General features: G+C 71.2%; 13 protein-coding genes and 1 pseudogene. 8 read left to right on the top strand and 6 right to left on the bottom strand.

Features of this window, described 5'->3' with window-relative positions:
- Positions 1–809: 809 nt before the first annotated feature.
- Positions 810–1,463: a family 16 glycosylhydrolase gene (locus tag HTZ82_RS26615; protein WP_175411925.1), complete on the top strand. Its 654-nt coding sequence runs from the start codon at positions 810–812 to the stop codon at positions 1,461–1,463.
- Positions 1,464–1,496: 33 nt separating this feature from the next.
- Here HTZ82_RS26615 and HTZ82_RS26610 read toward each other — a convergent pair whose 3' ends face one another.
- Together HTZ82_RS26610 and HTZ82_RS26605 are read right to left on the bottom strand one after the other, a co-directional pair.
- Positions 1,497–2,426, bottom strand: coding sequence for a M56 family metallopeptidase (locus HTZ82_RS26610; protein ID WP_175411924.1), 930 nt, complete (start codon positions 2,424–2,426; stop codon positions 1,497–1,499).
- Positions 2,427–2,430: 4 nt separating this feature from the next.
- Complete coding sequence (locus HTZ82_RS26605) at positions 2,431–2,835, bottom strand: BlaI/MecI/CopY family transcriptional regulator (RefSeq protein ID WP_175411923.1); 405 nt, start codon at positions 2,833–2,835, stop codon at positions 2,431–2,433.
- Positions 2,836–3,071: 236 nt separating this feature from the next.
- Between HTZ82_RS26605 and HTZ82_RS26600 the strand changes: the two genes are divergently transcribed.
- The 3 genes from HTZ82_RS26600 to HTZ82_RS26590 all read left to right on the top strand — a co-directional run bounded on the left by HTZ82_RS26600 (position 3,072) and on the right by HTZ82_RS26590 (position 6,025).
- Positions 3,072–4,478 (top strand): LCP family protein, encoded by a 1,407-nt coding sequence (locus tag HTZ82_RS26600; RefSeq protein WP_175411922.1) that lies wholly within the window; start codon positions 3,072–3,074, stop codon positions 4,476–4,478.
- Between the two features lie 129 nt (positions 4,479–4,607).
- Complete coding sequence (locus HTZ82_RS26595; protein WP_175411921.1) at positions 4,608–5,183, top strand: TerD family protein; 576 nt, start codon at positions 4,608–4,610, stop codon at positions 5,181–5,183.
- Positions 5,184–5,281: 98 nt separating this feature from the next.
- The gene (locus tag HTZ82_RS26590; protein WP_175411920.1) at positions 5,282–6,025 is read left to right on the top strand and encodes a hypothetical protein; all 744 of its coding nucleotides are present in this window, start codon (positions 5,282–5,284) and stop codon (positions 6,023–6,025) included.
- A gap of 51 nt (positions 6,026–6,076) precedes the next feature.
- Here the strand turns inward: HTZ82_RS26590 and HTZ82_RS26585 are convergent, their stop codons facing one another.
- Positions 6,077–6,916: a universal stress protein gene (locus tag HTZ82_RS26585; protein ID WP_175411919.1), complete on the bottom strand. Its 840-nt coding sequence runs from the start codon at positions 6,914–6,916 to the stop codon at positions 6,077–6,079.
- A 261-nt stretch (positions 6,917–7,177) separates the two neighbouring features.
- Here HTZ82_RS26585 and HTZ82_RS26580 point away from each other — a divergent pair, with 261 nt between their 5' ends.
- A complete protein-coding gene (locus HTZ82_RS26580) occupies positions 7,178–7,762 on the top strand; it encodes a TerD family protein (protein ID WP_175411918.1) in 585 nt (194 codons plus the stop codon).
- Positions 7,763–7,779: 17 nt separating this feature from the next.
- A complete protein-coding gene (locus tag HTZ82_RS32525) occupies positions 7,780–7,983 on the top strand; it encodes an antitoxin (protein ID WP_175411917.1) in 204 nt (67 codons plus the stop codon).
- Positions 7,984–8,059: 76 nt separating this feature from the next.
- On the opposite strand, the gene HTZ82_RS26570 is transcribed toward HTZ82_RS32525, so the two are convergent.
- The 3 genes and pseudogenes from HTZ82_RS26570 to HTZ82_RS26560 all read right to left on the bottom strand — a co-directional run.
- The gene (locus HTZ82_RS26570) at positions 8,060–9,079 is read right to left on the bottom strand and encodes a hemolysin family protein (protein ID WP_175411916.1); all 1,020 of its coding nucleotides are present in this window, start codon (positions 9,077–9,079) and stop codon (positions 8,060–8,062) included.
- Entirely contained in the window at positions 9,076–10,386 is a 1,311-nt protein-coding gene (locus tag HTZ82_RS26565) for a hemolysin family protein (protein WP_175411915.1), read from the bottom strand. The genes HTZ82_RS26570 and HTZ82_RS26565 overlap by 4 nt, the downstream gene beginning before the upstream one ends.
- 316 nt (positions 10,387–10,702) lie before the next feature.
- A pseudogene (locus HTZ82_RS26560) lies at positions 10,703–11,041 on the bottom strand (CBS domain-containing protein); the annotation flags it as partial.
- 211 nt (positions 11,042–11,252) lie between these two features.
- Here HTZ82_RS26560 and HTZ82_RS26555 point away from each other — a divergent pair.
- Both HTZ82_RS26555 and HTZ82_RS26550 read left to right on the top strand, forming a co-directional pair.
- Positions 11,253–11,474 (top strand): hypothetical protein, encoded by a 222-nt coding sequence (locus tag HTZ82_RS26555; protein ID WP_175411914.1) that lies wholly within the window; start codon positions 11,253–11,255, stop codon positions 11,472–11,474.
- 90 nt (positions 11,475–11,564) lie between these two features.
- Positions 11,565–12,590, top strand: coding sequence for a sporulation protein (locus HTZ82_RS26550; protein WP_175411913.1), 1,026 nt, complete (start codon positions 11,565–11,567; stop codon positions 12,588–12,590).
- The last annotated feature ends 51 nt before the right edge of the window (positions 12,591–12,641 follow it).

The raw sequence follows: 12,641 nt of genomic DNA, 5'->3' as shown, positions 1-12,641 counted from the left end.
GGCCTGAGGTGCGGCCGACGCGGATGTCACCCCGACGCCCTCCAGCTAACAGCTTGCGGGTGCAATCCTGTGCAAGGACGACTACCAACCAGACTCCGCCCGCGGGTGGTCCAGGCGGCTCGCGCCTCTTCCACAGCAGCACTGTGAAGGCGTGCCCCAACCGTGCCCTTGAGAGCGGTCAGCAGCGGTCAGAACCGGATCCTGAGGGCCTCCGAGAGACGCTCACCGGAACGTGTCCACTCAGGTCAGAGATGGTGTGAACGCGTTTCGCTCAGTAGATTCCCAAGCTCAGAGCGCGGCTTTGATTCCCGTCACCCGCTCCACGGCGAAGTCCCTGGTCAGTGACCTGGGTCTTGTTTGTCGTCTGACCCGTTGCCCGTCGTCGTACCCTCCGCGTGCCCCAGGTCGCGGGAAAGCGCCGCGCCCAGGAGCTCGCCAGGTTTCTACAGGCAGGCACAGCGGCTCTTCGTCTCGACCTGCGAGCCGGGCCCATGGTGGCTTGCGCCAGATCCGCTGCTGTGTGGCTGGCGTAGCACCCGCGAAGATCCCGCTGCTGTGAGCTCCGCGGATCGCTCACAGCTCCAGGCGTTCGGGCCGGCGGGCCGTTGGCCCCTCGCACCGTGACGGATCATCCGTCCCGGGGCAGCGGTTCGCGTCCGGGCCCCGCCGTTGGGGGGCGAGCCACAACGCGCAGTCGCTGCGCAGGGTGTAGTCCGCTCCGCGAGCAGAGCTCGCCGCGCGCTTCCGTTCGGGCTCACGTCCGCCCGCGGTGGGTACGGTGGCCGATGCCGATCAGTGAGGTGTCGCCCATGTCTGCCACGTTCACCGCCGATTTCGCGTCGGCCGCGCAGCGGATCGCGGGGCGGTCGTGGGCGTATCCCGGCGGTGGGCCGGTCAATCCGGGGGACGGGAAACTGAACCATCTCGCCGACGACTCGTTCTACTGCCGCAGCGGTGCCTTCCGCGCGGCTCTGCGGCCGGACGGGCTGTGGAACGCCGGGCTGCTGACCACCGAGGGCAGCCGCGGGGGATTCATGGTCCGCACCGGGGACGTGCTGGAGGCCAGAGTGCGGCTGGCCAGGGCACTGGGGGCGTGGCCGGCGATCTGGACCTGGCGCGACGGGGGCCAGGAGATCGACGTCTTCGAGTACCACCCGGACAACCCCGACGTCCTGGAGCTGTCGAACCACGTCAACGGCGGGTGCCACTATCACCGTGACCCCGCCGTCGCCCCCGGAGCCTGGGTGGATCTGCGCGTCGCCTTCGGTGACCGGTCGGTCGTGTGGTGGGTGAACGGGCGGCGGGTCTTCGCTGACGGTACGGGCGTGGGCAGGCACTGGAGCGCCTACCTCATCGTCAACCTGTCCGTGTCGGCCGGGCAGCACCATGCCCCGCCGGATGCCGGCGTGACCGACATGTCCTTCCGGGTGGGTCACTTGCGCGTGCACCGCAGCGGCGGCTGAGTCGACCATCACGCGCGGCAGCGGTGCACCCGGCTACAGCGGGGTGGCGGCCTTCAGGATGAAGAACAGACTCACCGCGGCGTTGGCCGACGAGAACGCCGAGACCGTGGTGCCGGCCGCGGCTCCCCACGCGGCCAGGCCGACCGCGGTGAACGCCGGCGGCCAGTTCCGGGCCGAGGGCGCAGGCCCCAGCAGGGCGGCCACCCGGCGCGGGACCGGCCCCGGCGCGGCGAAGCCCGCCAGGGTGACACCGGGGGCCCCGCGGGACACCAGCGCCGCCTTGCCCACCGCCCGTGCCACGAGCCGACGGCTGCCCACGCGGGCGGCGGCTTCCTCGTCCGCCCATCGCTCGGTGGTGTAGGCGACGGCGGTACGCAGCGGGCGCAGGAACGGGTTCGCGCGGGCGGCCAGCTGTACGGCCAGCAGGAACCGGTGGTGACGGCCCACGAGATGGGCGCGCTCATGCGCGAACAGCGCGCGGCGCTCGGGCCCCGTGAGCACGTGGAGCATGCCTGTCGTGGCAACGACCCGGTCGCGCCTTCCGGGCAGTGCGTACGCGTACGGCACGTCGTCCGGCAGGACCGCGACGGACCGTGGGGGCAGGCCGTCGAGGGCCCGGCTCGCCTGGAGCCGTACCCGGTGGTGCCGCCAGGCCGCCCTGCCGCAGGAGACGAGCACCGCGATCAGGGCGGGGATGGCCGCCTTGCCCGCCACCTCGTCGTACGGGACCGCCTCACGGACCTCGGGGTCGGACCAGCCGTCCGGCAGCGGGTTTCCGGGGAGCTGCGCGGTGCCGACCACCATCAGCAGAGCCAGGCACAGGGTGCTGCAGACGGCCAGGACGACGGCGACCGCGGTCAGCAGCCAGGTGGCGGCACGCGGATGCAGGTGCTGCTCGGCGAGCCGGGCTATCGGCCACGCCGACAGGGGCAGGACGAGGGGAAGAAAGACGAAGACGCCCACGCCGTCAGCCTTGGGCGTCTTCGGGCTGCTGGGCAAGCAGGCCGCGCAGGAGCTTCTCGTCGTCGGGCAGCAGGGCGGTGACGAACCTGGCCAGCACCGTCTCGCGGTCCGCCTCCGCGTCCAGCAGGCGACGCATCCGCAGAGCCGCGAGGCCCGCCTCGTCCGCGACCGCGGTCCACTCGAAGGCCCGGCCCGCTCGCTGCCGCGCCACCGCCCCCTTGGCCTGCAGCCGGGTCAGGATGGTGACCACGGTCGTATAGGCGAGTCCCTGACCGAGACGCTCCTGCACGTAGGCCGCGGTGACCGGGCGCGACGCGCTCCGCAGAGCCGTCAGGACCGCGGCCTCCAGCTCCCCCTGGGCCCGGCGGCCGGGCTGCCGACCGACGACGCCCTCGTTCCGTTCGGTCATGGCACCCGCCTCCTGCTCACCGACCTCGCCGTGCGGCGAGGGCGTTCATGGTACTGAACCCGTGCCTGCGCATCCGGCGGCTCGACGGGCCCGTCACGTTCCACCGTGCAGCGCGAGAGCACTCGCGTCCACCCATCTTCTACGGCGTTGTAGATTCTGGGGTCGGTCCCGCGCCGGGGAACACGGAGCAGGGGCCGATCGGACGTTCGGTACACCAGCGCGGGGCAGGACGGGGCATGCACGTGGGAGCAGGGACGGTGGGCAGACCGCGCTCACGCGGCCGGTCGGAGGCACGGCCGCGCGGGCGCCAGAAGCAGCGGCTGACGCGGCGCGGCCGGATTCTCGTCCGCACCGGCGCCGCCCTCGTCGTGCTGCTCGTTGCCGCCGGCGGTACGGCCGCGTGGCTGTACCAGCGGCTGGACGGCAACATCCACGCCTCCGACATCGACGGCAAGGTCGGCGGGGAGCGCCCGGCGAATCTGAGCCCCGGGGCGAGGAACATCCTCGTGGTGGGCTCCGACAGCCGCGCGGGGGCGAACGCCTCGTACGGCAAGGGACTGGACACCATGCAGTCGGACACCCTGATGATCGTCCATATCGCGGCGAACCGCGAGTGGGGCGCGGTGGTCTCGCTGCCTCGCGACTCGTGGGTGCAGATACCGGAGTGCGACCGGGGAGACGGCTCGTCCTCCCGACCGAACCGCTTCAAACTGAACTCCGCCTTCGCCGTCGGCGGCACCACGGGAGACGTCGGCAGCGCCGCCGCCTGCACGATCAGGACGATCGAGCACAACACCGGCCTGCGCGTCGACCATTTCGTGTCCGTCGACTTCCAGGGCTTCAAGGGCATGGTCAACGCCCTGGACGGCATAGAGGTCTGCCCCGAGCAGGCCATCCGCGACAAGAAGGCGCGACTCGACCTGGCGGCAGGCTGCCAGACCGTGCGCGACGAACAGGCCCTGGGATACGTCCGCACGCGCTACAGCGTGGGCGACGGCTCCGACATCGGGCGCATCGGACGCCAGCAGGAATTCATGCGGGCGCTCGCTGCCAAGGCGCAGGAGAAGCTGACGAGCCCAGGCGCCCTGTACGACTTCCTGGACGCGGCGACCAGTTCCATCACGACCGACAGGGCTCTTGCGGGCATCAAACCGCTGACCGAACTGGCCACCGCCCTGCGCGGCATCCCCCAGGACCGGCTCACCTTCATGACCGTCCCCAACTACCCGCGGGAGCTGGACGTCCCCAGCGACAGGGCCAACGTCTCCTGGCAGTACCCGCAGGCGCGGCAGCTCTTCACCGCTCTGGCGCAGGACCAGGAGGTCGACAAGACCGAGCTGACCTCCGCCGAGCCCGTGCCCGCGCCGACCATCGCGGTCCGGGTGCTCAACGGCACGGGCAGTCCCGGCCAGGCCGCCGAGGTCGCGACCGACCTGCGCGCGGCGGGTTACCGCGTCCACGACATCGGCAACGCCCCCTCGGCTACGGCGACCTCGGTGACGTACAGCCATGGACTCCAGCAGAAGGCCGAGGCGCTCGCCGCCCGCCTGGGGGTCCCTGCCACCGCCGCGACGAGCGAAGAGCCGGCAGGTGACGCGGTCACCCTCACGCTGGGCCCCGACTTCTCAGGGATACGCGGCTGACACCCGCGGGCGGCGCGACCGAAACACATCCCCCTCAGTTTCTACACTGCTGTAGATTCAATTCTCCGGAACACCGCTCGGGCCGGGCGACCGACCCGCCCTGTCCGCAGACACGAGAGGAACGACGACATGGGTGTGAGCCTCGCCAAGGGCGGCAACGTCTCACTGAGCAAGGAGGCTCCCGGCCTGACGGCCGTGGTGGTCGGGCTCGGCTGGGACGTCCGCACCACCTCCGGAACCGACTTCGACCTCGACGCCAGCGCCCTGCTGCTGAACGACTCCGGCAGGGTCCTCTCCGACCGGCACTTCGTCTTCTACAACAACCTCACCAGCCCTGACGGTTCCGTCGAGCACACCGGCGACAACCTCACCGGCGAGGGCGAGGGTGACGACGAGAGCATCAAGGTCGACCTCGCCGCCGTCCCCGCCGACGTCACCCGGATCGTCTTCCCCGTTTCCATCCATGACGCCGACAACCGCGGCCAGAGCTTCGGACAGGTCCGCAACGCCTTCATCCGCGTCGTCAACCAGGCGGGCGGCGCCGAACTCGCCCGCTACGACCTCTCCGAGGACGCCGCCACCGAGACCGCCATGGTCTTCGGCGAGCTCTACCGGCACGGCGCCGAGTGGAAGTTCCGCGCCGTCGGCCAGGGCTACGCGTCCGGACTCGCCGGTATCGCCGCCGACTTCGGCGTCAACGTCTGACCGTCTCCGTACGCGCGCACTCCGGCGCCGGGGCAGGGTCTCGGGCAGCGTCGGTTCACCGCGCCGGACACCCGTCAACCGCGAACAACCGCACCGGGATGAGCATGAACGAGCCCGTACCGCTACACCCTGAGGACAGGGCCGCGTTCGAGAGCGCGCTACGGAAGGCGCTCGACACGCCTGAGGTCCGTGCGGCACTCGGCCGCCCCGGCGCGCCGTACACCGCCGACGAGCTGCGTGCCCGTGCCCTCGCGGCGGCCGACTCCCTTGCCGCCGAGGCGTCGTCCGAGTACGCGACCCTGCTGGATCTGCGGTCCGGCTCGGCCGCGGACAGGCCGCCCGCCGGTGGCGAGGGCGTGAAGGCCGTCGTGGCCGCTCTGGCCGTACTCACCCCGCTGCTGTCCGCCGCGGCAGCGGCGATCTTCCTGTTGCTGGGCTACGGATTGCGCGTGGCCGGAGCCGCGGGGACGCCGGCCGACACCCTCGTCGGCACCGGCTGGACCGCCGCGGTCATCGCCGGCGTCGCCGGGCTCGCCGCCGGAGGCGGCCTGGCGTTCACCGCCGCCCGCCACCATGCCACCGAGCGCGGCGCCCCACCCTCGCGGGAGTCCCTGGCGCGGGCAGAGGCGGCATGGCAGCGCGCACTACTCCAGCGGAGCCTGCTGCCCCGTCTGCGCCGCGAACTCGGGCTCCCCGACTCCATCAGCGCGCCACCGACCCCGACACCCGTCGTCCCCGAGCCCAGGAGCCGTACGCGGCTGGGCTACAGCCGACCGGACTTCACCGGCCCCGACTTCTCAGGCCCGGACTACACGGGGCCCTCCGGGCCGTCCCGGGACTGACGCGTGCAAGACGGGCGACACCGTCGAGGCGTGCCCTCGGTCGCGGAACCCTCACTCCTCGTTTCCGCGGTGCCGCACGACAGCGACCGGGCAGTGGGCATGGTGGAGTACGGCCTGGCTGACCGAGCCCAGGATCAGCCCCGCGAAGCCGCCCAGACCGCGTGCGCCCACCACCAGCAGCTGGGCGCCTTCGCTCTCCTCGATCAGGGCCTGCCGCACGGGGCCCGTCACCAGCCGTGCGCTCGCTGCCACCTCCACCCCCGGGCGGTCGATGCCGGACAGCGCATCGGCGAGTATCCGTTCCCCCTCGGCTCGGGGTGCGCCGGAGTGCGCATCAGCGGACACGTGCACCGCCGCCAGTTCGGCACCCCGCATCGCGGCCTCCAAGGAGGCGAACTCCGCAGCCGCCCGCCCCTCGGCCGAGCCGTCGACAGCCACCAGCACCGGCCCGACAGGGTCGGGTCTGCCCCGCACCACGAGAACCGGGCAGCGGCTGTGCCCGGCCAGGTGCACGGCCACCGACCCCACCAGCACTCCGGCGAACCGCCCCTGACCTCGACTGCCGACCACCAGCAGCGCCGCGTCACGTGACTGCGCCTCCAATGCGGACAGCGGCTCACCAGCGATCACGGCCTGGTCGACGTGGACATCAGGGGCATGGGCCCCAGCCCGTTCCACGGCCTCGCGCATCATGCGCTCGGTGTCCTCGCGCAGGGCACCATGCGCAGGCCCCAGCAGCGACGGGCCCGCCGGTACGTGCATGGCGGGCCAGACGAACGCGTGCACCAAACGCAGCCCTACGGAGCGCATCCGCGCCTCACGCGCCGCGACGTCCACTGCTGCAAGACTCGTCGGGGACCCGTCGACGCCGACGACCACGGCCCCACCCATACGCGCTCCCCCTTTCCTCGGGCGAGTCACGGCCGACCAGCCGTTCCGGACCGCCGGTGCACTGCGCCGCTACTCCCAGCGTCTCCCCAGCTGTCTGAGGACGCCACAGGCCGCTCGGCCCTCCGGGCAGGGCCAGCGCGCCGCCCCTCCCTACCCTCCTCACGCCCCCTCCCTCTGGTTTCTACAGTGCTGTAGATTCATGTCATCGTCCGAAGTGGTCGGGCTCGCCCCGCTTCGCCCGCAAGGAGAAGGAGAACGCCAGTGGCCGTCACCCTGACCAAGGGCCAGCAGATCAGCCTGGAAAAGAAGGGCGGGGGCGCACTCAGCGTTGTCCGCATGGGCCTGGGTTGGCAGGCGGCCCCGAGGAAGGGCTTCCTCGCACGGCTCACCGGGCCCAGCGAGATCGACCTCGACGCGTCCGCCGTGCTGTTCGCCGGTAAGGAGGCGGTCGACGTCATCTTCTTCCAGCACCTGGTCAGCGACGACGGCGCCGTACGCCACACCGGGGACAACCTGGTGGGCGGCGCCGGTCAGGGAGGCGACGACGAGGCGATCCTGGTGGACCTACCGCGCCTGCCCGCGCATGTGGACCAGATCGTGTTCACCGTCAACTCGTTCACCGGCCAGACCTTCGCGGACGTGCAGAACGCCTTCTGCCGTCTCATCGACGAGACCACCGGACAGGAGCTGGCCCGCTACACCCTCTCGGGCGGCGGCGCCTACACCGCCCAGATCATGGCGAAGGTCCACCGGTCGGGCGGGACCTGGCACATGTCCGCCATCGGGGAACCGGCCCAGGGGCGTACTTTCCAGGACCTGCTGCCGACCATCGCCGCACATCTGTAGACAGGAGGCACACAACCGTGTTCGACAGCCTGAAGAACCTGAAGGACAAGGCCGAGGATCTCGCCGCGAACCACGGTGAGACGATCGCCCAGGGCCTGGAGAAGGCCGGCGATCTCATCGACGAGAAGACCGACGGCAAGTACAGCGAGCGGATCGGCTCCGGCGTCGACAAGGCCCAGGAGCTCGTCGAGCGCCTGGGCGAGAAGAAGTCGGCGGACTGACGCCCCGCTCGCCCCGTACGAGAATGGGCCCTCCCTCCAGGACGTACCGGAGAGAGGGCCCTGCGCCCTGTGACGCCTACGTGCTCCGCGTGCCCATCAGTCGGGCGAGCAGGTCGTCCAGGCTGATCAGTCCGGTGAGCCGGCCCTCCGCGTCCCGGATGACGGCGAGGGAGGCTCGGTGCCTGCGCAGTTGCTCCACCGCGTGGGAGAGGCTGTCCGTGCCGGCCAGCTCGGGAACGGGCCGGGCCAGTCCGCGTGCCGTGGCGACGCGTCCGCGGGCCCGCGCCACCAGGGCGTCCCGGGCGTGCACGGAGCCGAGGACATCCTGCCCGTCCGTGACGAGCAGGCGCGCGCGGTCGGCGGCGGTGGCCGTCGACAGGATCGTGTCGACGTCGGCGTCGGGCGGCACGGTCACGATGTCATCGGCGGCCACCTGGAGTTCCGCGACAGGCGTCTGCGGCTCGGTCAGGGACCGGGTGATCAGTTCGGAGTCGGTCTTGTTGATCAGACCGAGCCGCTCCGACTCCGCGACCAGATGGGTGAGCTGCTCGCGGTTGTGGACCGCGGTCAGTTCGTCACGTGGCTGTACGCGGCACATCCTGACCAGGGCGTTGCTGACCTTGTTGAGGACCCGGATCAGCGGCCGTACGGCCTTGACGACGGCGCGGAAGGGCGGGCTGAGCAGCATCGCGGAGCGTTCCGGATGGGCGATCGCCCAGGACTTGGGCGCCATCTCGCCGACGACCATGTGCAGGAAGACCACGAGAGCCATGGCGAAGGCGAAGGCGATGCCGTAGCTGAGCCCCGCGGGCAGGCCGAGCTTCAGCAGCAGGGGATCGACCTGGTGGGAGATGGCGGGCTTGGAGATCGAGCCGAGCCCGAGCGTGCAGACCGTGATGCCCAGTTGGGCGCCGGCCAGCATCAGGGAGAGCTCGCGCATACCGGCGAGCGCCGCCTTCGCGCCGCGCTGCCCTTCCTCAGCCGCCTTCTCCACGCGGTGGCGCTTGGCGGCGACGAGGGCGAACTCCGCGGCCACGAAGAAGCCACTGGCGGCCAGAAGCAGGACGGTGACGAAGAGTGCCATGGGGAAGCTCATGCCTGGGCCTCCTCGGCCGCCGAGCGCTCGATCCGGACGCGTTCCGGTACATGCCGGTCCAGGCTCAGTACCTCGATGGCGACGCCCTCCACGGTGAGCCGGTCCCCGATGGCGGGGAAGCGCCCGAGCCGGTCGATGACCAGGCCGGCGACGGTGTCGTAGTCCTCCTCCTCGGGCAGCGCGATGCCCGTGGCCTGCTCGACCTCGTCCAGGCGCCGCCCCGCGTCGACGAACCAGCCGGCCCCGTCGGCGACGGCGAGCCGCACGACCGTGTCGGTCTCGTCGGCGATATCGCCGACCAGCTCCTCGGCGATGTCCTCGTACGTGACGATGCCCGCGACACCCCCGTGCTCATCCAGCACGAGGGCGAACTCGTCGTCCCGCTGCCTCATCTGCGCCACCGCGTCCGGCAGCGGAAGGGTGTCGGGCAGCAGCAGCGGGCTCCGGCACGCCTCGCCCGCCCTCGTGGTCGCGAAGCCGGCCGCGGGCAGCCTCATCAGCTCCCACACGCCGATGACACCGGCGACGTCGTCGGGGTGGTCGCCGAGGACCGGGTAACTGGAGTGGCCGTGTGCGGCGATCAGGTCGGCGGCCTCCGCCAGGGTGGCGTCCCTGCGTACGAACACGGCATCCACACGCGGCACCATCACCTCGTCGAGAGTGCGCTCGGAGAACTCCAGTGCGTGGTCGAGGAGCTCGGCGGTGTCCGCGGGCAACTGGCCCTGCTCATGGGACTCGCCGATCAGGTGGCTGAGCTCCTCCAGCGTGGCGCCGTGGTGCAGCTCCTCCACCGGCTCGATGCCGAGCTTGCGGAGCAGCTTGTTGGCGGCGCTGTCGAAGACGTGCACGACCGGGCCGACGATCTTCAGGTAGAGCAGGGTGGACGCGGCCAGGGACTTCGCCAGCCGCTCCGGTACGGCGAGCGCCAGGTTCTTCGGGGCGAGTTCGCCGACCACCATCTGAAGGACCGTGGCGACCGTGAAGGCCAGCACGACGGAGACCGCCGTGGCCGCGCCACCGGTCAGCCCCAGGCCGTCCAGCACGGGCTTCAGCAGAGCCGACACGGACGGTTCGGCGAGGAAGCCGACCACCAGGCCGGTGACCGTGATGCCGAGCTGCGCGCCGGAGAGCATGAACGACAGCCGCTCCAGCACCTTCAGAGCCCGGGCGGCCTGCCTGTCGCCCGCTTCGGCCTCCCGGGCGAGCGCGAGCCGGTCGGCGGCGACGTACGCGAACTCCTGGGCGACGAAGTATCCCGTGCCCGCCGTCAGGACGAGCACGGCCAGCAGGCCGAGTACGGCACTCACAGCGCACCGTCCCACCACGCGCCGGCATCAGACACGGCGGCACGGGATACTGCGGGACTGCCCCCTGGGGGGTCCGTCGGTCTGGCAGGCAAAGCGAACTCCTTTACGGCTCTGTCGAGTGGGGGCAGTCGGGCGGGAGCAGCCGCGTCGGCCTCGAGCCGAGTCCACCACGACCACGCCCGGTTTCCGTGCCGCGGCCGCACCGCCCGCGCCGCATCCGATGCTTCTACACGCATGTAGACCATATGTCGAACCGCCCATCACGAAGCCGGGACGGCATCCCTGGGAGCGTCCGTACGGCATGCGGGCGCCCGTGTCAGGCGGTGGTGGCGGTGTCGGGGGTGGGGCCGACGAGTTCCTCCAGGACGTCCTCCATGGTGACGAAGCCGATGACGGTGCCCTTGTTGCCGGTGACGGCGGCCAGGTGGGTACCGGCGGCGCGCATGGCGGTCATGGTGTCGTCCAGCGGCGTGTCGAGGGCGACCTTGGTGACCGGGTGCAGTGTGGTGCGCGGGAACGGCTTCGTGCGGTCTGCGGCGCCGAGGGCGTCCTTGATGTGGAGGTAGCCCAGGATCGTGCCACCCGGCCCGGTGACGGGCAGGCGGGAGAAGCCGTTCATGGCCGCTGTCCGCTCCAGCTCCTGCGGGGTGACGCCATGAGCGTGGGGACAGCTGTCATGTGCGACCGATTGGCCGGTTCTGTGACGTACACCGTCCGTTCACCCCGGCACTCCCCTCACAAGGCGGCATCCAGCCCTATGCTTCTACATGCGTGTAGACCAACCGCGGAACGGAGCGTCAGAATGGTTGCCCGCACAGCGGGTTGATGACGGACCGGACCGCTCCATCACTTGCAGGAGGGCCTTCGTGGCTTCGATAGATCTGAACAAGGTGCTGGACAAGGCGTGGGCGGACAAGAGCCTGCCGGAGATCCTCGCCGCACCCGTGGACGCGCTGAAGGGCGTCTCCGAGCGGGACGGCGAGCTCCTGAAGGAGGCGTTCGGCGTGAAGACCGTGGCCGACCTCGCCCACCTGAAGTACGTCCGCTGGGCCCAGGCGCTGTCCGCCCTCGACGCGGCATCGAAGTAGTTCCTCCCGGGCCGCCGCCATCGCCACGCTGGTGGCGGCGGCCCTGTCTCTCCGTACAGCAACACGCTTCATGAAGGAGTGAACGCCACGATGGTGTTCAAGCGACTGCTCGGTTCGATCGGTATCGGCGGTCCCTCGGTGGACACGGTCCTCGCCCCCGGGGCGGTGCAGCCGGGCGGGGCCCTCACGGGTGAGGTGCGCCTCAAGGGCGGCAAGGCCGACTTCGACATCGAGCACATCACCCTGGAGCTCGTCGCCCGTGTCGAGGCCGAGCACGGCGACGGGGAGTCCGAGGGCGTGGTCGCCTTCGAGCGGTTCACCGTGGCCGGCGGGTTCCGCCTCGCGGAGGGCGAGGAGCGCGGCGTTCCGTTCAGCGTGAACCTGCCGTGGGAGACGCCGATCACCGAGCTGTACGGGCAGGCCCTCGGGATCGTCCTGGGCGTCCGCACCGAGCTGGGCGTGGCCGGGGCGAAGGACAAGGGTGACCTGGACCCGCTCGCCGTGCGGGCCCTGCCCGTGCAGGAGGCGGTCCTGGAGGCGTTCGGGCAGCTCGGCTTCGGCTTCAAGTCGGCCGACCTGGAGTACGGCCGCATCGGCGGCACCGGGCAGCAGCTGCCGTTCTACCAGGAGATCGAGATGACCCCCGCGCCGCAGTACGCGCACCAGGTCAACGAGATCGAGGTCACCTTCCTCGCCACGCCCGGCGGCATGGAGGTCGTCCTGGAGGCCGACAAGCGCGGCGGCTTCTTCTCCGGCGGGCACGACGCGCTCAACCGCTTCACCGTCAGCCACCAGGACGTCGCGCACACCGGCTGGAACGCCACGGTCGAGGGCTGGGTGCGCACGCTCGTCGAGCGCCACGGCTCCCACGGCGGCCACGCCGCGTACGGGAGCCACGGCGCCTACGGCCACGGCGACCCGTACGCGCACAAGAGCGACCACCACGGCCACGATGACCACCGCCACGGCCACCGGTCCGGCCCCGGCATGGGAACGGCCATCGCGGCCGGCGCCGCGGGCCTGGCGGTCGGCGTGGCGGGCGGCCTCGTCGCCGCGGAGGTCGTCGACGAGGTCGGCGACTTCTTCGAGGGCGACGACGAGGGCGACGAGGGCTGACCCTGATAGCTTCTACACAGCCGTAGAAGAGCGGGCGGGCCGGGCTGCTTT

Origin of the sequence: Streptomyces sp. TRM64462 (assembly GCF_013362995.1) — a bacterium.
Classification (GTDB): Bacteria; Actinomycetota; Actinomycetes; order Streptomycetales; family Streptomycetaceae; genus Streptomyces.
Note: the sequence above shows the minus strand (reverse complement) of the source record. Positions and strands in the feature narration are given on the sequence as shown.